We start from the raw sequence: 21,826 nt of genomic DNA, 5'->3' as shown, positions 1-21,826 counted from the left end.
GGAGCCACACACGACGTTCCGCGCTTACGCCGACCGCATGACCGCCTGCCTCGGACCCCTGCATACGAGGTCGAGGCGGCCGAGTTCGCGGGCGGTGGGCAGGAATTCGGCGGGGACGCCATGGCGGCGCAGGTAGGTGCGTTCCCGCTCGAAGGCTTCCAGGGTGCGGCAGCGGTTGGTGAGCAGCCCCAGCAACTGCCGTGCTGCTCCGGGGTCGGCGCACGCCCAGGCGAGCGCTTCCTGCACCGCGGTGGCGAAGTCCTGCGGCCTGCGGTGCGGCAAAGGCGGCTTGTCACCGTCGTAGACGTAGCCGCGCGGCGGGGCCTGGAGTGCGGAGCCGAGGCGGCCGCGGGCGGTGATCGCGCCGTCGGCGGCCAACTGGACCGCCGCGGCTGCGGCGTCCAGCATCGCCTCCCGCATGTCGTCGTCCATCTCCTCGTAGGGCCGCCACACGTTCAGGCCGGCGCGCTCCCGGTGGTCGGTGGCCTGCCAGATCTGCCGCAGCACGGCCTTGGTGTCCGCGGTCTGGGAGCCGGGCGCGAGGGCCACCTCGTGCAGGAGGGAGCGCAGCATCCGGAACCACATCCCGGCGTGCACCTCGCGCCCGGGCAGGGCGACGCGTCCGGTGGTGAGCCGCTGGTGGGTGTAGCGGTCCAGCGCGGCGCGCGGCTCGTCCAGGGGTTCCACGCGCGCGGGTTCGCCCAGGAGCAGCGAGGTCCGTACGTGGACGACGTCCTGGAGGCGGCAGCCGTGTTCGGCGCAGCTGGTCATCAGGGCGAGGCGCCAGACCAGGGCGGTGCCGCGGTCCGGGTCTTCGGCGCAGACCGGGCAGACCCGCGGCACGGTGGGGCGGGTGAGCAGCCACGGCCCCGCCCAGTCCCGCCGCCGGTAGCCCAGCACGTGATGACCGGCGGCGCTTCGCGCAAGCAGGACCGAGTTGTCGCGAACGTACGTGTCGAACACCTGCTGCGCGTGGTGGGGCGGTACCGGGAGCATGTCGAAGAGCCAGGGGACGTGTCCGGCCAGGGTCATCGCCCGCAGCCGGTCGGGGTGGACGCCGGTGCGGTCGGCGAGTGTGGCGAGCAGCTCGGTGGGCGGGTCGGCGTCGAGGTCGGGCGGGACCGCCGGGTTGAGGTGGCCGAGGTTGCGGAGCAGTTCGACCACCGGCATCTCGTACAACTCGGCCAGCCGGCCCAGCCACGACGACAAGGACTCCAGCGGTCCGGGCTGCGGGTGCAGCGGCCAGAGCCGCCCGCCGGTCACGTCAGTTCGCGTTCGAACAGCCGGCGCCGCTCGCTGGGCCCGGCGTACGGCGCGAGCAGCAGGGTCCGGTCGTTGATCGCCTCCTCGCCGGACTCGATCGCCGCCACCGCGGCGTCGGTCAGTAGCAGGGCCAGCTCGCCGATCGTGCCCTCGCTACGGGCGAACAGGTAGCCGGCCATCTCGGGGGTGGCGATCGGCGAGGGGCGGCGCAGCGGGAACGACGCGGCGAAGCTGGCCAGCAGCGAGCAGGCGTCCGCGTCCGCTTCCCAGCGCGGCAGGACCAGCGGCGCGAACCGGTTTTCCAGCTGGCCATCGGCGCGGATGGCCAGGTAGGCGTCGTGGATGCCGACGCCGACCAGCGGGATCCGCAGCTCGTTGCCGAGGTAGCGCAGCAGGTTCAAGAACTCGCGGCGTCGGTCGCCGCGCCCGCCGAGCACGTTGTGCAGCTCGTCGACCACCAGCATCCGCACGCTCGCCGCACGCAGCAGCCGCAAGGTCAACTGCTCAACGTCGGCGAGGCGGTAGCGGGCGCGGAGCGGGGCGCCGAGGGCGGCGAGCACGGCGGTGTAGAACCGGATCACGGTCGGCTCGGACGGCATCTGCACGACCAGGACCGGGACTTCCTCCCGGTCGGGATGCGACGTGGCGGGGTGCGAGCGGCGGAACTTCTCCACGATCATCGACTTGCCGTTGTTGGTCGGCCCGATCAGCAAGAGGTTTGGCATCCGCAGCCGGGTCGGCCAGGACAGCAGCGTCTCCAACTGCGCGAGCGCGGCGTTCGCACGCGGGTACCCGATCCACCTGTCGGCACGTACGTACCGCAGCCGCTCCGCGTCCGGCAGCCGGGCGATCCGCCGCGCGGACGGATGCAGGTGCGCCAGGTCGAGGGAACCGTCCTGCGCCGCCTTCAGCGGGTTCACCACTGCTCGATCACCTCGAACGGCACAGCCGCGGCCGCCGGCTCCGTGCCAGCGAGCAGAGGGGGCAGGGCAGGTACCGGCGCTCGTCTGGGCGGCGGGTCGGTGCGGCGCTGGCGGTCCCGGCGGGCCTTGCGGGTGGCCGCCACTGCGGTGTCGGTGATCACGCGCATCTGCTCGACCATCGCGAACAACGCGTTCTCGTCGACCTCGACGCGGCCGAGCTTGCGCAGCCGTCGGACGGCAGCCTGCTGCTCCCACGCGCTGATCGGCGGCCGCGACAGCGTCCGGTACGGCACCTCCAGGTAGATGTCGCCGTCCGGGTCCAGGGCCCAGACCCGACTGATGTCGCGCGGGTCGCGGCGCAGCACGAACCGGCCAAGCCGCTCGCGGCGGGCGATCCACGGCTTCAGCGCGTCGCAGTAGTACTGCACGTGGTCGACCACGAACCCCGACCGGGTCAGGGTGCGGCGCACCACCGGCAGGAAGTCCACCAGGAACGCAGACGCATTGCCCACCGTCACCGGCCGCTCCGTCGCGGCAAGGTCGGCCCACACCCTGGCCGGGATGCGGCCGAGGCTCTCGTGCACCTGGCCGTGGTACGAGGCCACCGCCAGCGCGAACCACTTCTCCAGCTCCCGCAGCGTCAGCACCGCCCGCGCATCGCTGTCGTACGCGCCGCGCTCCGTGGTGTTCGAGAACGTCGTGCCCGGCAACTCGTGAACCAGCGTCATCATCGTGCCGATCAAGCGCTCCACGATCCCGCCGAAGTGCGGCAGCCCGAGCGGCCGGTAGCCCAGCTTGATGCCGTGCTGGTCGCAGCCGCGACGCAGCGCCTCGCTCTTGAACTCCGCAGCATTGTCCACGTACAGCGCGTGCGGCTTGCCGCTCATCGGCCACACCGCGTCCACCCCGATCCGCTCCAGCCACGGCCGCTTGTCGACCGCCGCGTGCGCCAGGCACAGCCCGACCGAAGTCGCCGACGGCGCCTCCAGCGTCACCACCAGGCCCACCACGCACCGGCTCGCCACGTCGATCGCCGCGGTCAGGTACGGCCGTCCGACCGGCAACCGGTGCCGCTCGTCCACCACGATCACATCCACCGGCGTGTGGTCGACCTGCACTTGCTCCAACAACCCGGTCACCGTCGGCGGCTCTCCGCCCGCCGACCGCAGCGGACGCGCCGCCTCACCGCCCTCCCGCGCCGTCACCGCAGTGACTGGATCCAACTGCGCGATCCGGCGTACCACCGCACCACGCGACGGAACCGAAAGACCCCGGACACGGCACCGGCGTGCGACCTCCCGGCACACGACCGCCACCGAACGGCGCTGCCGCGTCAAGTACCGGGCCCGCAGCACCTCCGCGACGATCGCCTCGACCTCGTCGGGAAGGCGTCCGCCGCCGCGGCCGCCGCTGGAACGGGCCGGCAACAGGTCCGACACCACGCCCTCGCCCGCCCGCCACCGCCCGAGAAGTACGTACACCTGACGACGGGAAACCCCCAACGCGAGGGCTGCGGCGTCCGCGTCCGCCAGGCCCACCGTGTCCCGCGCCGCAAGCGGCCGGACCACCTCCGCCTGCCGCACCGCCGTCGCCCACACGTCGGCTGGCGCGGTCAGCACCCCGCGCTCGGTCACCGGCCCGTCCGTCATCCCGGCACCTCCCGCCGCGCACGCGACTACGGCCAAAACGACCGTAATGCACGCGACTTCGGACTGTCCGGGGATTCACAGTCCCCTGCATCCGGCAGCGAAGACGCAGCCCACCCGTGCACACGACTACGGAAATCGACAAGGTACATGGGACCTCGCCGTAGCAATACGAGCGTCGGGCCGGGTGCCATGTCGGTCCGACGACGGCCTGGCGTTCGAATCCGATGACGGTGAAGTCCTTTGCGTAGATCGCGTCTACGTAGACGACAACTACGTAGAAGGCAACTACAAAGTCGCAAGCTGGCAATCAGGTCGGAGGGGTCATCGGCTGAAAACCGACATGCCGCTAACCTGCCGAAATGATCATCGATTCGAAGGCCGCTGTCGTTCCGCCCCGATACGAGAGCCGGGACCTGCGAACCTGGATGGGCGACAGGATCGGCAAGGCCGCACCCGACGATCTCCTCGCCGCCTGGCTTCTCGTCTCCGAGAGCTCCTTCGTACGAGCGATCCACGGCCACCTCGACCAACACGTCGCACGCCTGCGCCACGAGCACTCCGAGATCCTGCGCCGACTCGAACACGATGGCACGGACGGGGACGGTACGTCCTTCACGCAGCAGTGGCGTGAGACCTCCCGAGCATGGGCATATTTCCTGGAGACCGAACTCCGGGCGGCCCGTATCAGAACCGACGAGGCCAGGCACGTCTGGAGTCGACTCACCGAGGACTTCGGTGTCGACCCGGTCTCCCTTTACGGCGGGGCAACGCCTCGATCGGGATCCACCGCCGTGGTCGAAGAGGGCCCAGCCCTGTTCCAGGCATACGAACGAGCGGAGCGTCGACTCGCACGCCGTCGAACGGAATATCACGACGCGATACATGAGCTCGCCCTGGCCGAGGACCTGCGGATGACCCGTGTCCACAAGGGCGAGGTCGTGGCGCTCGCCGACATCGACCGCATGGCACACCACGAGTTCGAACGCCTCGCGGCGGTCCTCATGCGACGAGACGGCTACCGCGTGGAGCGTGCCGGGGGAGGACCGGGCGATCTCGGAGCCGACATCGTGGCAACGGACCCCGACGGGAGGATCGTCGTGATCCAGTGCAAACACACACGCCGTCAAGCATCCGTCGGATCACCCGAGTTGCAGCGTCTCAACGGCACGGCACGGCCCGTTCACGGGGCGGAGACGGTGATCGCCCTCACGAACGGTTCCTTTTCCCGGCCTGCGATTGCCTTCGCCCGAAACCAACACATACACCTCATGCGCCGCGACGAACTACGGCGCTGGGCGAGTCACGGGGAACCCCTCGACACCATCCTCGGGAGGAAGTGACTACTCACGAAGGCCCTTCCACCGGTCCTTGAGAGCCATTCCCGGTGGTACGAGCGTCCGCTGGATCAATGATGAGCGTACCTATTATAGGTACGCTCATCATTGATCCAGCGGATCGGCCCTCCCGTTCACCGCAGGAGGTCGGAAGGTTTCGGGCTGCCGAATGGACGTGGTCGCCGACGGCGTTCCCGATCGATCGAGTCACCGGTGATCAGGACGCCACCCCGGGGAAGTCGCGAGTCGTCGTGTCGCCCCTTCGCGACCGACCGGCAACGGCTCGTGGGGGTACTCGCCCCGGTGAAACCGGAAAGGTACGACATGACCCGGCGGCGAGCCCGGCGTCGGCGAGAACCGCAGACCCGGACAAGCGGCGGAATGCCCGCTACCAACGCCGAGTTCTTGACCTACACGGACCCGACGGTCGTGCCCGCATTGATCATGACCTACTACGCCATCCTCTTTCGCTGACCCGGTCACCAGGGAGCACCCGACGATCTCGATCGTCTCCGAAGGAATCGAGACGATCGAGATCGTCCACGCATCGCTGACCGAACTCGGCCCGCCTGCAGCGGTGTCGATGAGGCACTCCACCACGTTCATTCGACAGGCCGTCCGGTAGCCGGCCACCGGACGGCACCTGAACCCGGCCAAGTTGCAGTTGCCGACGCACCGCTTGGCGCGCGAGGTCGGCCTTGCATGCGGGAGCCCGACAGCGCCGTAGGGAAGGCCGTCCGGGCCCGCGTCACCGAGCGTCGTGGTCTCGGACGTGCGGGTGGTGATCGCGCAGTCCCTGGGGTCCGTCGTGGCCTACGAAGCCCTGTGGGAACAGCCCGACCGGCCCATCGACTTGCTGATCACCCTCGGTTCACCTCTGGCTCTGCCCTGCGTCGGGCTTGCCTTCTCGATGTCGACCCGAGACCACCTGGGCGTCGCTCCTGGCCGCTGGTTCGCTGCGAATCGTTCGAGGGTCGACTATTCGGACTCGTGATTCGTCCGGGCTCGAAAGATTCATGGAACTCTTCTGTTTGGTTGTGATAACTGCAGTTATGATAACTGGACTTATGACTCGTCGATGGCTTGCTTCCCGGGCCCGTGTTCGGAGTTGTGGAGTCTCGAGGCGCGCTCGAGGCAATCCCGTCCGGTGGGTGCCCGCGGAGTGTGAGAGCTCCGACCCGGGGCTTCTGAAAATTCGGCCGGCAGGGCCCGGCGCCTGTGGCCGTCGAAGGTGCCACATTGATGCCAGGCGTAGTGACGGGACAGGCGCGGGGAGCGGTACTTCCTCGCCACGACTGCCTTCGAGGCTGATCGGTTGCCCGGTTCGCGAGATGAGACGAGGCGGCTCGTTGGGGTCGATGGCCGACGAGGGGGAGCTGGAGGAGAGGACAGTCTGGGCCCTGCTCAACACGACTGCCGCGATCAACGCCACGCCCTGGTATGACTGTCCTCGCACACGTTGGGGCCAGGGGTGGACCTCGAGAACGCTCGACGCGGGCAGGGGTGCAGATCTCGATGGCGTGGGGTCGGGTTAGTTGCCGGGTGGCGTGCGGGAGAGGAGTACACGGCCGCGTCCTCGACTCCCGGAACCACACGGCGAGGCCGACCGGGCGTAGTCGTTGTGTCGATTGTACGAAGACTGGGTTCGTCACTGGTGCGCGATGGCGTACAGCCTCTTGTCGCGGCTCGTGACGTAGACGCCTTCGCGGGTGACCGCGGGCGCGGAGACGATGGAGCCCCGGGTCTTGAACGTCCACTCCTTGATGCCGGCCGTGATCTCGATGCCGTAGAGCCTGCCGTCCCGACTGCCGATGTAGACGAGGCCATTGGCGAGCGTCGCAGAACCGACGAAGTCGGGGGCGGCCCACGCCCAACGCCTGGTTCCGGGGGCCCGGTTGACTGCGTGGACGTACTTCCCGCTGTCGACAACAAGGATGTCGCCTTCGACGGCAAGGGAGCCCGCCGGGCCGCCGATTCCGTAGGCCCATCGCATGGTCCCCGAGGCGGCGTCGATCGCGTACACGTTGGCGTCGTAACTGGCCGCGTAGACGGCCCCGTCCACCGTCAGGGTGTTTTGGACGGCACCGCCGGTCCTGAACGCCCAACGCTGCCGGCCGGTGGCCGCGTCGAGCGCGTACACATTGCCGTCCAAGCACCCGAGATACACGACGCCGTTCACCACTGCGGGGCGGTCGTAGAACCCGCCGTCGGCTTCGAAGCGCCAACGCTCGGCGCCGGTGCGGGCGTCCAGGGCATGGTATCGACCGGTGTACCCGGTGCGGCCGGCGCCGGTCGGCGTGACGGCGCCGCTGGTGTAGCAGACGTCGTCGACCACGGTGGGGGCGCCGCCATACGACGCGAAGGGGATGGACCACACGGCGGTTCCGTGTTTTGTCTCCACGGCATGCAGAGTGCCCGCCTGGTTGCTGGCCTCGAGGGGATTGCTTTGGACGTAGACGATTCCGTCGGTCACGTCGAGATTGGTCAGTCGCTTGCCGCCGGTTCGGTACACCCAGCGCCTGGCCCCGGAGGCAGCGTCGACCGCGTAGAGGTTTCCGTCCTGGCTGGCGACGTAGACCGTGTCGTCGACCGCCGCGGGTGCGGTCGTGATTTCACCGCCGGTGGTGAACTCCCACCGCCTGCGCAGCGAGGATTCGTCGTCGGCGTCCGAGCCTTGGAAGCGGACGGCGAGCGCGGTGCCTGCGGCTGTGGCCGTGCCGAGCGCCAGCAACACCGCGCCTCGGCGGGAGAGCCCGCGTGGCGGTCGCGGGTCCTGCAGGCGTGTGTCCCGCTCGTGCGCTGGACCGGTGTGGTCGACGAGCGTGCCGGCGGGAGCGGCCGCGTCGAGGTTCCATGGAGCGAGCGCTTCATAGGGGCTGACTACCACGGCGGCTTCATTGACGGGCCCCGCGGTGGGATCGGGTGCGATCGAGGACCTGTCCGGTCGATCCGCCGGCCCGGTCAGGGCGTGCAGTCGCCGGTGGACCTCGCGCGCGGTGGCGGGGCGGTGCGTGGGGTCCTTGGCGAGCAGCTCCGTGACCAGCAGTTCCACGCCGGGCGGCAGATTCGCGCGGTGGGCGCCGAGCGGGGCCGGATCCTGGTGTAGGTGCGCGTACATCAGCGCCATCGGGTCCGGTGCCGTGAACGGCGGTTGGCCGCTTATGAGTTCGTAGAGTATGCAGCCCAGCGCGTACAGGTCGACCCGCGCGTCACCGGGTTGGCCGGTGAAGCGTTCGGGGGCGATGTACGCCGGGGTTCCGACGACCTGGCTCGAGCGGGTCGTGGCCGCCGTGTATCGGGCGATGCCGAAGTCCAGGACCTTGATCGTGCCTGCGGGCGTCAGCAAGACGTTCGCAGGCTTCAGGTCACGGTGCACGATGCCCGCCTCATGCGCCGCGACCAGTGCGTACGCGCACTGCCCGGACCAGTCGATCGCGTCGCGTACCGTGACCGGCCCGTCCTTCCGGAGCACGCGCGCCAAGTCCTTCCCGGCGACGAGTTCCATGACTACGAACACTGTGCCGTCGGGTTCGTGTCCGAGGTCGTGGACGGTGACAACGCCCGGATGATTAAGCGCGCCGGCGACGCGAGCCTCGCGTAAGAGCCTCTGAGGATTGCCTCCGCCGCCCGACGACAGGAGCTTCACCGCCACGCGTCGAGCCATGCGCGCATCGACCGCCGCCCACACCTCGCCCATGCCGCCCCGGCCCAGTAGCCCCGTGAGCTCGTAACGCCCAGCCAGCACGCGCCCGATCGTCAAACCCGCCCCCGTGTCCGTTCCCGACGAGCCGGGTGCCTTGTCCACCTCTGTCGGAACGCACCGGCGCCCTCGACCCTAGTCGGGCCTGCGGCGTCCCGACCACCGGTCCGACGTCGCGGCAACACGGAGGCGGTTATGTCGAACCCGCAGATCAAATTGCCACCACGATGCCTCATGTCGTCGGCTCCCTGAAATGGGGCGTCCATGTGGGACGTCTCCACGCGCGGCTTCGACGCCAGCGAGCGGGCGTTCCCGGGGTGCCCCGGGCACAGGTGTCTCCCTTGGGGACGTACTCACAACGGACACGGGGCGTCCCCGGTGCCTCGAAACCGGCCTGCGCCGGCGCTCCGATCGTCGTCGAGCACTGTCGGAGGCGACGAACGGGATGTGGCTCCCCGATGGTACGGCGCGGGACGAGGCGTACCCCGGCCCATTCGGACGGCAGGCTGGAGCAGCAGAATCTCTTCGGGTCATCTCTCCGTGACGACGATTTCCCGGCCGTGCGCCACGACCAAGTGCTTCAGGCGCGCGTTCAGGTCTCCGTATTGGTCCTGATCGGGAATGGAGCGCATTTTCCGGCGAGATCCGACCCGTTGACGCGGGCGATGGGGTACTGGTCCTCGACCATCTCGAGCTGTGCCGCCTCCGAGTGGTACCGGGTGGTGACGAAGATGCCGATCCATCCTCGACGCAGGCGTGCCACGACGCGGGCGATCTGCTCCGCGCTGATGGATGTATCGGGTTTCACGCACTTGGCCTGTCCCAAGACCACGAGACTGGTTCCCGCCAAGCCCCTGCCGGCGTCCAAGCGGCCGACGAAGTCGGCGCCACCATCGCCCGACCGGCGAGTCGACCAGTCCTCCCGATACGACGCGCCCACTCCGAGGAGGGGTGCCGCGATGGTGGCGGCGACCGACTCGAAGTCGTGCTTGCGTCCGTCGAAGTGGCGATAGCCGTCCGGGTCTTCGGGTGCCCGGATCGGTCTGCGGTCATCGGCTCCGGGCGTAGTGCGCTCGGGCCTTGGCGCGGTTGCCGCATTCGGCCATCGAACACCACCGCCGTCGTCCGTTCTTGGACATGTCCGCGAACCAGAGTGTGCATTCCGGGTTCGCGCAGCGCCTGATTCGGTCCGGATCGGCCGTGTGGAGCAACTCCAGGTAGGCGCGCGCCGCTTCCCAGGCCGGTCGCCATGCCGGGTCGGCGATGTCCACTTGCTCGGTCGGGCCCTGTGCGCGGAGTCCGAGGCGGATCGTCCCGCGTGCGAGGACCGCGTCCAGGTCCTGGTACGCGCCTTCCTCCAGTGCGGCGCGGATCGCCTCCCGGGTGGCGACGAGTGCGTTGCGTACCGCGTCGAGGTCCGTCTCGGGCGTGGTGTCGGGGCGTTTGTCCAAGGCGTGTTCGGTCAGCCAGGCCCGCAGTGGGGCCGGGTCGTCCAGGTGGTCGTGCATGGCGCCGTGTAGGAGCCAGCGCGTGTTCGCGAGGTCCAGGGCCAGGGGTTCTCCGGTCAGCGGGCGGATGTCCATGCCGATCAATCTAACCGATGAATGTGTGTTGACAGGTTAGATCCCGGCTGTCTAATGTTTAGGCATCGAGCTACACGTTAGAAATGAGGGGGTGGCCGTAGTGCCGCGCATCGGCAGTACCGGGGCAGGACTGGCGGCCATGACCGTGTCGTTCGGTCTCAATTTCTCCGCCGGGGTGTTCTTCGCACCGGTCGCGGAGGACTACGGCGTCGGCGCCGGCACCCTCGCGGTCGCGGCGGCCCTTTCCACGGCGGTCACCGGCGCCGCCCAGCCGCTGGTCGGCGTCCTGCTCGACCGGAACGGCGCGAAGCGGGTGATCGTCGCGGCGCTCCTGCTGCTGTCGGCGAGCTACCTGGCGCTCGGCGCGGCGCGCGGCGCCGGGCAGTTCGTGGCGGCGTACGTGGTGCTCGGCGGCCTCGGCTTCGCGGGTTCCTCCAGCCTCGCCGTCAGCACCCTGATCGCCCGGGCCGAAGGCGACCGTGCGGCACCGGCGTTGGCCCGCGCCGCGATCGGTATCAACCTCGGACAGCTGGTCGTCCCGTGGGCGGCGGCCGGGCTGTTCGGGCCGTTGGGGACGCGCGGTACGTACGTGGCGATCGGTGCGGCGGGACTGGCCGCCACCGCGGTGCTCGCGGCAACGGTCCCGACGGACCGTCAGGTGGCAGCCGTACCAGGGGCTTCCGGGCCTTCCGGCGCTTCCAAGGCTTCCGGCGTTTCCCTCGCGGCCGGGGGAGCGGGGCCGGGTCTGCCGAAGCGGCAATCGCTGCGCGGCCGTGGGCGCATCCTCGCCGCGTTCGGGCTGCATGCCGCGACCTTGTACGCGATGGTCCTGCTGCTCCCCAAGCACGCCGTCGAACTGGGCTGGTCGGCCGCGGCCGGCGGCAGCCTGGTCGCGGTGGCCGCCGCCGCTGCGGCGGTGTCGTCCGCGGTGAGCGCGCGCCTGGTCGGTCGCACCGCGCCCGAACGCCTGCTGCCCGTCATGCACGTGCTGCGTGCCACCTCCCTCGTGCTCGCGGCGGCGGCTCCCGACGCGTGGTTGCTCGTCGTCGCCGCCGTGCTGTTCGGTGCGGCATCGTTCACGGTGATCCCACTGACCATGGCGATCGTCACCCGCGGCCTCGACCCGGCCCGCCTGGGCCGAACGCTCGCCCCCGCCTGGATCGTCCACCAAGGCTCGGCCGGACTCGGCCTCGCCCTGGCCGCCGCCGGACATGCCGCCACCGGCGGCTACCGCGCCTACTTCGCGGCCGGCGTCGGGCTCAGCCTGCTCGCCGCCGTCCTGACCTCGACCACCGAGAGCGCGACGCGTACCGCCGCGCGCACCACCGCCTCAACCGCACCTCTCGCATCCACCGCATCCATCTCGTGACCCGGAAAGGGACGATCCCCATGAACGCCATCACCACCCCCGCCGCCTCCGCCGACCGCGCCATCCGCCACGCCACCGTGCAGATCGACGGACTGAACGTCTTCTACCGCGAGGCCGGCGACCCGGTGAACCCCACGCTGCTCCTGCTGCACGGCTTCCCGTCCAGCTCCGCGATGTACCGCGACCTGATCGGCGAACTCGCCGACGCGTACCACCTGGTGGCCCCCGACCACATCGGTTTCGGGCAATCGGACGCGCCGGCCGTGGACGCCTTCCCGTACAGCTTCGACAAGTTGACCGAGGTCACCCTCAAACTCGTCGATCACCTTGGCCTGGACCGGTTCGCGCTGTACATCCAGGACTACGGCGCCCCCATCGGCCTGCGGATCGCCGCCGCGCACCCCGAGCGGGTCACCGCGCTGATCAGCCAGAGCGGCAACGCCTACCTGGAGGGCTTCACCCCGTTCTGGGACGTCCTGTTCGCGCACGCCAAGGACCGCCAGACGCACGAGCCCGCGGTGCGCGAGCTGTTGACCGCCGAGGCCACGAAGTGGCAGCACACGCACGGCATCCCGGCGGACCGCCTGGCCCGAGTGGCCCCCGACGCCTGGGTCCTGGACCAGGCGTACCTGGACCGGCCCGGCAACAAGGAAATCCAGCTGCAGCTGTTCTGGGACTACCAGTTCAACCTCGATGGCTACCCGACCTTCCAGGAGTACTTCCGCACCCACCGCCCGCCGACGCTGGTCGCGTGGGGCGCGGGCGACGAGATCTTTGGCCCGGACGGGGCCCGCGCGTTCGCCCGCGACCTGCCCGACGCGGAGATCCACCTGCTCGACGCCGGGCACTTCGCCCTCGCCACCCACACCCCGGAAATCGCCGCGCTGATCCGCGACTTCCTGAGCCACAACGTCTCCTGACCGCCACGCACACACGCACCCACGCATGCGGCGCCGCACGCGGCCACTCGGCCGGATGCGGCGCCGCGTCGTGCCGGGTCGCGTCCGGGGGACTTTGGCGCCACTCACGGCTGCACGACCGCTGGGTGTGGTGATCACGTACACGTCCCAGCGCGAGGCGGACCAGAACGGCGACGTCGCACGGGTGGGGCGGCGCAGGCGATCCCGTACAGGACGCCGGTGGTGTCGGGTGTGGTCAGGCGGGTAGTTCGACGAGTCGGGCGAAGCGCCGCAAGGCCCATCACCGCGATGGTGGGGTCGACTTCGTCGTGTGCGGGATCTGCGCTCTGCGGTGCGCGCCGCCCGCAGTACCTGCCCGACCCGCTGTGGCGTGACGCCGACCACGCTGGCCATCCACACGTGGGGGACGTCGACCCGGCCCCCTCGACGATCGCCGTCCGCGTGGGATCGTCGAGCCGGCCCGGCTGCTGCACCACGGCGGCGATCGCCGCGAGGGCGTCGTCGTGCCGTGGGGGTGTGGGTAGCTGGGACACGACTTCGAAGTGCTCATCGCCCGCACCCTCAGCGCCCTCACTCCGGACGAACGCCACGTCCTGGGCGCGGTCACTCTCCTCGACGGCTGGGACCTGACCCTCGCCACCCGCACGGCCGGCACCACCCACCAGGCCCCGCCCCCGGCGAGGCGGCCGGCCGGCTCTTCGAACGGCCCCTGTACCAGTGAACCCGGATCTCGGGCAGGTGCCCCCTGATGCCCGAGGGCGTGCCGGAGCAGGGCCGTTCTTCGGGCGCCGCAGCATGCGCTGGAAGCGCTCCAAGACCGGGAACACGTACGCGCACCGGTCCGCGCATCCCGGCATCGGGCCAGGCGCGCAACGTTGGAAGCCGCCACGACTCGGACAATGGGTTCGTGTCGATCTCGGACTGGGCGACCTTGCGGCGGCCGACGGCTTCGGCAGAGCCTTCAAGGCGACCGGCGCAGGGGATGCGCCGTTCCCGCTACGCCCACGCGTGGCAACCCGTCAGGTCGACAGCTTGACGTCGGGAACTCGGGTGCCTCCGGGGGTGTGTTCGGTTGCGCGATCGGCCGGGGGTGCTCAGAATCCCGGTGGGCGGCGGAATCCGCCGATCACCTTCGCGAGACATTGCGCGAACCGGACCGCCGTGCGGTCGTGCAGGTAGGGCGCGATCACCTGTATGCCGACCGGGAGTCCGTCCCGGGTCGCCCCGATGGGCGCCACCGCCGCGGGCAGGTGGTTGACCGCCGAAGGCGCCATCCAGGTGAGCATTTCGCGGTACGGTCGGTCGGCGCCGTCGACGCGCAGGGTTCGGACCGACCAGGTGGGGTCGGGGCGATGGTCGTGCGGGAAGGCGGCCGTCGGGCTCACCGGGCACAGGAGTACGTCGACGTCGCGGAAGAACTCGGCCCAGCGGCGGCGGGAGTGCTGCCGGCGTTCGTCGAGCGCGTGCCAGTCCCGGAAGCGGAGCGTCAGGTCCGACGCGAACCCGCCCGCCGTACCTTCCGTCGCGGCGAGTTCCACGAGCCCGGCATACGACTCGTCGGACTCGACCAACCCGCTCTGCGCCATCAGCAACGGCTGATACAGGGCCATCGTCTCCTCCAGCCCGACCGGCCCCTCGCCCTCTACCACGGCGGCGCCCTCGGCCCGCACCGCTTCCACCGCCGCTCGCATGATGGCGACCAACTCGCTGTCGACGGGGCAGAACGGGTCGTCGAGCCAGGCCGCGACGCGGAATTCCCGCAGCGTGCGGGCCCTGGCGGCGGGCAGCTCCAGCCGCCAGGCCGGGGCGCGTTCGTGGTCGGCCCCCGCGAGGACGTCGAGACCCAGGTCGAGGTCGTCGGCGTGCCTGGCGAGCGGGCCGAGTACCGCCATGTCGAAGTCCGCCAGTGTCCCGGGGGCGTGTCCCGAGACGCTGCCGTGCCTCGGCACGATCCCGTACGACGGGCGCAGTCCGTAGATGCCGCAGAAGTGGGCGGGTACCCGGATCGAGCCCGCCGTGTCGCCGCCGAGTTCCAGGCCGGTCAGCCCCGCGGCCACCGCCGCGGCGGACCCGCCGGACGAACCGCCGGCTCCGCGGGCCGGGTCCCACGGATTGTTCGTCGTTCCGTAGATCTCGTTGTGGGTCTGCCAGTCCCGGGCGTCGGCCGGCAGGTTCGACTTGCCGAACACGATCGCTCCCGCGTTCCTGAGCCGCGCGACCGACTCGGCGTCGTGCGTCGAGACGTGATGTCCCCAGCGGGTCGAACCCCCGGTGGTCCGCATGCCCGCGACTTCGAGACTGTCCTTGATCGTCACGGGCACGCCGTGCAGCCGGCCGAGCGGCTCGCCGCGCGAGACCGCGCGGTCGGCCGCCAGCGCCGCGGCTCGCGCGCCCTCCTCGTCCCGGGCGACGATGGCGTTGACCTTCGGGCCGAACCGCTCCAGCCGGTCGAGGTAGTGGTCGAGCAGCTCGACGCTCGACACCTCCTTCGCCGCGACGGCGGCGGCGAGTCGGCCTGCGGAATGAAATGCCACATCGGTCATGCGAACCTCCAAAAAAACCCGAACCGCAGCGATCACACCACTGCGGCCGACACAAAAGCCCAGGTCAGGGCCGGTCAAGGCCGAGACTAACGTGCGTAGGCGATCAAATCGGCGTGTGGCCTTGGTCACTTCTGTCGGCAGCTTCGTCCCGCACTCAAGGGGCGCCAACCGGAGGCCGACGGCCACGAAACGACCACCACACGAGACGTGCGCAAGCAGCCGACCCGGCAGACGTCCCACGCCCACCGAGCACCCTCGCGCGCCCAGGACTGCTCGGCCTCGTCGAGCACAGGAACGCCCACACCACACCGCACGCGTATCCCACGCACATGTCCGCGGTCGGGCGCTCGTCCAGGATCGGCGCCGAGTCGACGCCGCCTCGTTCCCGTCTCGTTCCCGCCTCGTCGCCGACGGCAGCGCGCCCGGCCCGTCCCGGCGCGCGGTGCCGGCGGGGCGTCGGCGATGCTGTGCGTGTGGAGTACGTGTCCCAAGTGCCGCAGCCGCCGCTGGACGGGCTGATCGACGACCTCTACTACCTGGAGGGTGCGCCGCCGTACGCCCGGCTGACGCTGCCGGCGATGCCGGCGGCGCTGCTGATCGTCAACCTCGGGGCGCCGTTTCGCATCCGCGCCGGCACCGACGTCGCGACGGCCGAGTACGCCGACGGCTGCGTGGTCACCACGCCCACCCGCGCGTTGGAGTTCGGCTACCCGCCCCGGACCCGGTCCGTCGGCGTGCACTTCAAGCCGTGGGGGCCGGCGTCGTTCCTGCCGATGCCCGCGGCCGAACTGCGCGACCGGCCGGTGACGTTGGAGCAGGTCTGGGGCCGGCCCGCCGTCGCCGAGCTGCGCGAGCGGCTGGCCGCAGCCGACGGACCGCACGCGATGCTGACGCTCCTCGAAGAGGACCTGACGCGTCGGCTGCGCGAGCGGGCCGGCCTGGGACTGGTCCGCCACACGGGCGGCGTCATCGCGGCGACCGGCGGGGCGGTGGCGATTGGCGACCTGAGCCTGGCGGCCGGTGTCAGCGGTACCCATCTGGCGCAGCGGTTCAAGGAACTCGTCGGCATCACGCCGAAGCGGCTGGCCCGCACCCACCGCTTCACCGCCGCCGTGTTCGCGATCGACCCCGCCGGACCGATCGACTGGAGTGAACTCGCCGGTGGCGCGGGCTACTTCGACCAGGCCCACTTCGGCCACGAGTTCCGGGCGTTCACCGGACTCACACCGACCCGATACCTCGACATCCGACGGCGGTTCCTGCGCGAACATCCCGGCCACACGCTGGACGGGTGGCCGCTGCCGGCCGATTGATTTCCTACAAGAGCGACGGCTCACGACCCGCTAATTTGGGGCACCCGAAAGCAGAGGAGAGCCCCGTGGGCAAGGTGGTCATGTACGGCTCGGTGTCGGTGGACGGCTTCGTCGCGGACGAGAACGACCAGCCCGGACCGCTGTTCGACTGGTTGTCCGGCGGCGACGTCCCATTGGACGAGAGCGGCGAGGTGAAAGTGTCGCGGACGTCCTACGACTACACCCGGCGGTACTGGGACCAGATCGGGGTGACGGTCGCCGGCCGCCACGTCTTCGACATGACGGACGGCTGGGACGGGAAACCTCCGAGCGGGATCGACCACGTGGTCGTCGTGACGCACCGGCCGGCGCCCGAAGGCTGGGACCCCCGGGCGCCGTTCCACTTCGTCGACGGCGTCGAGGCAGCCATCGCCAAGGCGCAGGAGCTTGCGGGCGACCGCATCGTCGAGGTCGCCGCCGGCGACGTCGGCGGCCAAGTGCTTGCCGCGGGCCTGGTCGACGAGGTGCGCATGGACGTCGTGCCCGTCGTGTTCGGGTCCGGCAAACGCTACTTCGGGTCACTCGACGCGCAACACCTATTGGAGGACCCCGACGTGGTGATCCAGGGCGACCGGGTGCTCCACCTGCGCTACCGCGTGCGCCGTTGACCGATCCGAGCGGGAATACGAAGCAGTCCACTACAAGCGAATTCCAGTGAGAGCAAGGAGCCGCGGTGTCCAAGGCCGAGGTCGAGGCCGGGGTTGTGGACGAGGACCGTTGGGCGCACTGGCCGGAGCCGTGGGTGGGCACCGAGTGCGACGTGCGTACCGTGGTGAGCGCCCTCCCGCGCCACGCCAAGGACGGGTTCCGGTACGACGCGATCCCGTGGCGGCGCTTCCCGCACTTCTACGGCCGGGGCGAAGAGATCCCCGAACTCCTCACGACGCTCGCCACCACCGACGCCGAAGCCGCCGAACGGGCCCTGGACCAGCTGTGGAAAAGCCTGCACCACCAGGGCGGCACCATCGAGGCGGCAGCCCTGGCGGTGCCGTTCCTGCTCCGGATCGCGGCCACCGGATTCCCGGGCCTGCGCGCGACGACGCTTACCCTGGTCGCCGCGAGCGGACGCGGCCAACACCTCGGCGACGCAACCCGCGAAGGCCTCCTCCACGTCGCCGAAGAGCCGCTGATGATCGGCCCCGTGGACTGCCCGGTGGACTGGACGATCCAGGCCGCCCGCGACGCCATCACCGCGGACGTGCACCTGCTGCTGCCACTCCTGGCGGACCCCGATCCGGAGGTCAGGTCGGCGGCCACCTTCGTCCTGGCGTTGGCGACCGCCTAGACGACCCGCATCACCGCGGCTCTGCACGACCGACTGGCCACGGACGACGACCCCGCGGTCCAGGCGAGCCTGGTTCTGGCGATCGCCCAACTCGGCCGTGAACACCACGACGCACACGTCGCCGGATGGGCCCGCGACCTGTGGTCGGCACCGGATCGTCCCCGGCACATCCGCATCGGCGCCGGCATCGCCTGGCTGTGCCTCGTCGAGGACCCCGCTCCCGACGACCTCCGTGCCCTCCTCACCCACCCCGACACCGCCCGAGCCGGCGACCTGTTCCAGCGGGTGCCATGGTTCCCATGGGCCGACTCCACCAGCGGTCTGCGCCGCTGCGTCCACGAAATGCTCGCACCGCAAACGGCCCGGGACGCTTCGGCATGGACACGGCCCCCCGACTGACGGCCCACCGGCGCCGTGGCGTGACGCCGTCCCCTGACGCCCCGGACGGCCGTACTACCACCGATCCGCCGCCGCACTCACGGCGTTGACGCGCTGGGCACCGATCCGAGGTGCCCGCGTATTGCGAGCGCCACACGGTTCATCTCCGCGGTCGACACCCGCTCCGCCTCGGTCGGATTCAACAGGGCGAACACGCCCGGCCCGCGCAACTCGGGAGCCAGGCCCGCCATACGGGGCACCACGTGGAAGTGCACGTGCTCGAACCCCGGTTTCTCGGCGAACTGCGCCACGTAGGTCTTGGCGCAGCCGGTCACCGCCTGCAGCGCCCGCGATACATGGACCTGCAACAGCCCCAGACCGGCGGCCTCGTCCTCGGTCAGGTCCGCGATCGAGGTCACATGGCGCCGAGGGACCAGAACCAGCCAGCCCGGCATGCTCGTACGGACCGCGTGCGTCACCCTCCACAGCGCGTCGGAAACGATGCGTTCGCGGGGCGGGAGGGTGTCGTACGAGGCGCCCTGCCGACAGGAGTAGCAGTCTTCGGAAGGTGTTGTCATGCCCACGAGCGTAGGCAGCATGTAAAACCACGCGGGGGAAGTCTCTTTCCCGGCCCGGCTGGTGCGATGTCGGGCCAACACCGCGAAGGAGAGGAACCGCGACGCGGAAGGCGTCGTCGCCAAGCGCTGGACCCCCGCCGCCACCCGGACCCTGGGACGTGGTGGCCGCGAACCACGGCCAGGTGATCAAGTACGCGACCGCGATCCGTACCGGCACCGCCTCGACCGAGGCGGTGCCGTCGCGGTTTACCCGTGCCGCGGCGCATCCGGCCTGTCAGTCGTCCCCCCTCGGCGGGGACGCCCTCGCCGCGGAGGAGGCGATCGAAACGCTGGTTGACGCGCCGTGGACCGGCCATGATCTCGCTCAACAACAACGGCTCGTGTGGGAACATGCGCATCCTCCGATCCCGAACCGGTCCCGTACCGGCGTCATATCCACAACGCCGCTGCGCCCGACCCGACACGGATCCGCCCCGCACTCGCGGAGACGACGCGGACCGGCTTCCAACCCGGCTGCGACAGCCCCGCCTCTTCCCGGCTGCCGGCGCCCCTTCAGGTCGGTTCCCGCGTGTGTGCTTTATCGCCGCCGTACAGCTCGGTTCAGTCTTTCCGCGGTTACGCTGTCGGGTGGTCCCAGGTTCGTGTGGAGTCTAGAGGGCGTCTGAGAAGGGTTTTTCAGGGGTGTGCTCTTGCTGCGGTTCGGTGAAGCAGAAGCATGATGGTGGCGAGGTAGACGGCACTCTCGGAACTGCCGGCAATACTCGTAGTCCTTGGACAGCCGCCGGTACCGTCCCAGCCAGGCGAAGGTTCTCTCGACCACCCACCGGCGGGGGACCAGGGCGAACAGGGGTACCTCTCGTGGCGGGGCCCCGGCCGGGGCCCAGGTGCTTCGGAAGCCGCCGTCCCGGCGTTGGACGACCCCGAGGGTGATCCCGTGGGTTTCGCGGATGCCGTCCACGAAGTCCCGGCCGCGGTAACCCTGGTCGGCCCACAGGTACCGAAGTCGCGGGAACTTGCCGGCGGCGCGGGCGAGAAGGACTTCGGCGCCGTCGCGGTCGTCGACGTTCGCGGGACTGCTGCAGACCGCCAGGACCAGCCCGAGCGTGTCGACCAGGAGGTGACGCTTGACGCCCATCACCTTCTTCCCGCCGTCGTATCCGTGCCATCCGCCCCGTTCCGTGCCCTTGACGCTCCGGCTGTCCACGATCCCGGCGCTCGGTGTGGGATCACGGCCCTGACGGACGCGTTCCCGCTCGCGGAGCGTGGCCAGGATCGCCTCCCACCGGCCCTCGATCCGCCACGTTCGCCAGTAGTGGTAGACCGTCTGATACGGCGGGAAGTCGTGCGGAAGCAGGCGCCACGCGCAGCCGGCCCGAAGCCAATACGACAAAGCGTTGAGGATCTCGCGTCGAGGGTGCTTGGGCGGTCGACCACCCGGCCTCGGCGGCGGCACGAGGGGAGCCAGGACCTCCCATTCCACATCGAACAGATCCGTCCCATACACAGCACGTGGCCCGACCATGACCCGCATCCCCCGAGAGAAGCGACTACCAAGTCAGCTTCCCTGAAAAACCCTTCTCAGACGCCCTCTAGGATGTCGACGAGGTGGTTGCCCCAGGTTGCCCAACGACGCAACTCGTGGGAAGGCGCCGTTGGTCAGGGCTATGACCGTGTCGGCTCGGTGGACGGGGCGTCCCGTTCCGCTGAGTCGTTGCATGTCGCCGGAAGCGATCGAGGAGATTCGGGTGGTGTGCTTGCACTGGAGCACGACCCGACCCCGGGTCCGGTGGGAGGCAATGATGTCGGCGCAGAGGTCGCCGGCGCCGCCTCCGGAGCGTTCCACCCGGTATCCGTCGCGGTACCGCCGACCCGCCGGGCCCTCGCTGCGAAGATCCCCCGTCAACGGACATCCGGCAATCATCCCCAACCGGCCGTGCGCTGAGAAGAGTTCGCGCCGACGTCCGCAGCGGGACTGTAAAACTAACGGGTCTGCCTCACATTCGGTGGTAGCTCTGCGTGAGCGTTATGGGAGAAGGATGCGGTGGCGGAGGAGGTCGAATCCGGCACGTCCGTGCATTTGCCTCATGATGCGTTTGGTTCGGGTGTTGACGCCTTCGGTGCGTCCGTTGTGGTGGGGCGTGGTGAGTGCGGCGTCGACTGCTGCGCGGTCGAGTTCGAGGCCGTTCGCAAAGGCGTGCAGGTGGGGCAGTTCGGAGGCGCGGACGGCTGCGATCCATGTCGTGAGCCTGGCGTCGTTCCCTGGGCCGGGGGTCAGCAGTGAGGCGAACTCCCCGATAAAGACGTTCAGTTGCGTCATCTCGGGGCATGCGGCGGCGAGGTCTCGGATCAGGTCGGCGTCCTTCTCGCGGCGGTTGTCCGGCCGGGTGAGGAGAAGGCGGGCGAAGCGTCTGGGGGTGGTCACGGGCCGGTCGCCCTCGGCCCGGCCCTGGGTGATGTAGCGGTAGAGGAGGTTGAAGCTGCCTGTGTAGCCGAGTTCCTTGATCTCGCGGAAGAGCTGGGGCACGGGCACGGCCGGGTCGACCGCGCGGCGCGCGCGCAGGTGGTCCCGGTAGGGGTCCACCAGCGTCGGCCGGTAGCGCGGCGCGCGTCGCAGCGTGTCGGGTTCGCGTGTGCGCGCGTAGCGTTTGACGGTGTTCAGGGACACATCCAGCCGGCGGGCGCATTCGAGGAGGCTGACGCCTTGGCCGAGCAGGTCGTGGACTTGGTGCCAACGCTCGCGTGTGGTCTGTTCGTGGACGCCGCCTGTTCAGGGCCGACCGCCTCCGGCCGACGCGGCCGGGCGCCGATACGAACGGTACGAGAGCCGACGCCGTGAACGGGCCCGGGAACGACGCGCAGCCGCTTCCGAGCCGGTACGCCCTTGGGTTCCCGGTCCGTTGCCGCCGGCGCGGCCGGTGCCCCGGGCGATGAACGCGGGGCCGGCTGCGA

At 70.1% G+C, this 21,826-nt stretch carries 16 protein-coding genes and 1 pseudogene; 6 read left to right on the top strand and 11 right to left on the bottom strand.

Features of this window, described 5'->3' with window-relative positions:
- Positions 1–24: 24 nt before the first annotated feature.
- The 3 genes from ACFXKZ_RS50105 to ACFXKZ_RS50095 are packed head-to-tail and all read right to left on the bottom strand — an operon-like array spanning position 25 to position 3,835.
- Positions 25–1,263 (bottom strand): TniQ family protein, encoded by a 1,239-nt coding sequence (locus tag ACFXKZ_RS50105; RefSeq protein WP_380014426.1) that lies wholly within the window; start codon positions 1,261–1,263, stop codon positions 25–27.
- Positions 1,260–2,183, bottom strand: a complete 924-nt coding sequence (locus ACFXKZ_RS50100; protein ID WP_380014483.1) for a TniB family NTP-binding protein — start codon at positions 2,181–2,183, stop codon at positions 1,260–1,262. The genes ACFXKZ_RS50105 and ACFXKZ_RS50100 overlap by 4 nt, the downstream gene beginning before the upstream one ends.
- Positions 2,180–3,835, bottom strand: a complete 1,656-nt coding sequence (locus ACFXKZ_RS50095; RefSeq protein ID WP_380014423.1) for a Mu transposase C-terminal domain-containing protein — start codon at positions 3,833–3,835, stop codon at positions 2,180–2,182. The genes ACFXKZ_RS50100 and ACFXKZ_RS50095 overlap by 4 nt, the downstream gene beginning before the upstream one ends.
- A gap of 359 nt (positions 3,836–4,194) precedes the next feature.
- On the opposite strand from ACFXKZ_RS50095, the gene ACFXKZ_RS50090 reads away from it, so the two are divergent.
- Positions 4,195–5,175, top strand: coding sequence for a restriction endonuclease (locus ACFXKZ_RS50090; protein ID WP_380014420.1), 981 nt, complete (start codon positions 4,195–4,197; stop codon positions 5,173–5,175).
- Positions 5,176–6,817: 1,642 nt separating this feature from the next.
- Here the strand turns inward: ACFXKZ_RS50090 and ACFXKZ_RS50085 are convergent.
- The 3 genes from ACFXKZ_RS50085 to ACFXKZ_RS50075 form a co-directional block, all read right to left on the bottom strand.
- Positions 6,818–8,974 carry a PQQ-binding-like beta-propeller repeat protein gene (locus tag ACFXKZ_RS50085; RefSeq protein ID WP_380014417.1) on the bottom strand — a complete coding sequence of 719 codons (2,157 nt, stop codon included), beginning with the start codon at positions 8,972–8,974 and terminating at the stop codon, positions 6,818–6,820.
- A 487-nt stretch (positions 8,975–9,461) separates the two neighbouring features.
- Positions 9,462–9,809, bottom strand: coding sequence for a restriction endonuclease (locus ACFXKZ_RS50080; protein ID WP_380014414.1), 348 nt, complete (start codon positions 9,807–9,809; stop codon positions 9,462–9,464).
- A gap of 109 nt (positions 9,810–9,918) precedes the next feature.
- Positions 9,919–10,452 (bottom strand): CGNR zinc finger domain-containing protein, encoded by a 534-nt coding sequence (locus tag ACFXKZ_RS50075; protein ID WP_380014411.1) that lies wholly within the window; start codon positions 10,450–10,452, stop codon positions 9,919–9,921.
- Positions 10,453–10,591: 139 nt separating this feature from the next.
- On the opposite strand from ACFXKZ_RS50075, the gene ACFXKZ_RS50070 reads away from it, so the two are divergent.
- On the top strand, positions 10,592–11,821 hold the full coding sequence (locus tag ACFXKZ_RS50070; protein ID WP_380014408.1) for an MFS transporter: 1,230 nt from the start codon (positions 10,592–10,594) through the stop codon (positions 11,819–11,821).
- Positions 11,822–11,841: 20 nt separating this feature from the next.
- Positions 11,842–12,741 carry an alpha/beta fold hydrolase gene (locus ACFXKZ_RS50065; protein ID WP_380014405.1) on the top strand — a complete coding sequence of 300 codons (900 nt, stop codon included), beginning with the start codon at positions 11,842–11,844 and terminating at the stop codon, positions 12,739–12,741.
- A gap of 1,094 nt (positions 12,742–13,835) precedes the next feature.
- Here ACFXKZ_RS50065 and ACFXKZ_RS50060 read toward each other — a convergent pair.
- On the bottom strand, positions 13,836–15,284 hold the full coding sequence (locus ACFXKZ_RS50060) for an amidase (RefSeq protein ID WP_380014402.1): 1,449 nt from the start codon (positions 15,282–15,284) through the stop codon (positions 13,836–13,838).
- A 473-nt stretch (positions 15,285–15,757) separates the two neighbouring features.
- Between ACFXKZ_RS50060 and ACFXKZ_RS50055 the strand changes: the two genes are divergently transcribed.
- The 3 genes from ACFXKZ_RS50055 (at position 15,758) to ACFXKZ_RS50045 (ending at position 17,921) form a co-directional block, all read left to right on the top strand.
- The gene (locus tag ACFXKZ_RS50055; RefSeq protein ID WP_380014399.1) at positions 15,758–16,597 is read left to right on the top strand and encodes a helix-turn-helix domain-containing protein; all 840 of its coding nucleotides are present in this window, start codon (positions 15,758–15,760) and stop codon (positions 16,595–16,597) included.
- Positions 16,598–16,662: 65 nt separating this feature from the next.
- The gene (locus ACFXKZ_RS50050; RefSeq protein WP_380014396.1) at positions 16,663–17,244 is read left to right on the top strand and encodes a dihydrofolate reductase family protein; all 582 of its coding nucleotides are present in this window, start codon (positions 16,663–16,665) and stop codon (positions 17,242–17,244) included.
- 65 nt (positions 17,245–17,309) lie between these two features.
- Positions 17,310–17,921 carry a hypothetical protein gene (locus tag ACFXKZ_RS50045; protein WP_380014393.1) on the top strand — a complete coding sequence of 204 codons (612 nt, stop codon included), beginning with the start codon at positions 17,310–17,312 and terminating at the stop codon, positions 17,919–17,921.
- A gap of 476 nt (positions 17,922–18,397) precedes the next feature.
- Here the strand turns inward: ACFXKZ_RS50045 and ACFXKZ_RS50040 are convergent, their stop codons facing one another.
- The 4 genes and pseudogenes from ACFXKZ_RS50040 to ACFXKZ_RS50025 all read right to left on the bottom strand — a co-directional run.
- A complete protein-coding gene (locus tag ACFXKZ_RS50040; RefSeq protein WP_380014390.1) occupies positions 18,398–18,877 on the bottom strand; it encodes an HIT family protein in 480 nt (159 codons plus the stop codon).
- 675 nt (positions 18,878–19,552) lie between these two features.
- A protein-coding gene (locus ACFXKZ_RS50035; RefSeq protein ID WP_380014387.1) for an IS5 family transposase occupies positions 19,553–20,399 on the bottom strand; the annotation gives its coding sequence in 2 pieces (ribosomal slippage) (positions 19,553–19,637 and positions 19,636–20,399; 849 coding nt in all).
- 33 nt (positions 20,400–20,432) lie between these two features.
- Complete coding sequence (locus ACFXKZ_RS50030; RefSeq protein ID WP_380014384.1) at positions 20,433–20,798, bottom strand: restriction endonuclease; 366 nt, start codon at positions 20,796–20,798, stop codon at positions 20,433–20,435.
- Positions 20,799–20,900: 102 nt separating this feature from the next.
- Positions 20,901–21,641: pseudogene (locus ACFXKZ_RS50025) on the bottom strand (transposase); the annotation flags it as partial.
- Positions 21,642–21,826: the final 185 nt, after the last annotated feature.

The sequence above is a fragment of the Embleya sp. NPDC059237 genome (assembly GCF_042754105.1).
GTDB lineage: Bacteria > Actinomycetota > Actinomycetes > Streptomycetales > Streptomycetaceae > Embleya.
Note: the sequence above shows the minus strand (reverse complement) of the source record. Positions and strands in the feature narration are given on the sequence as shown.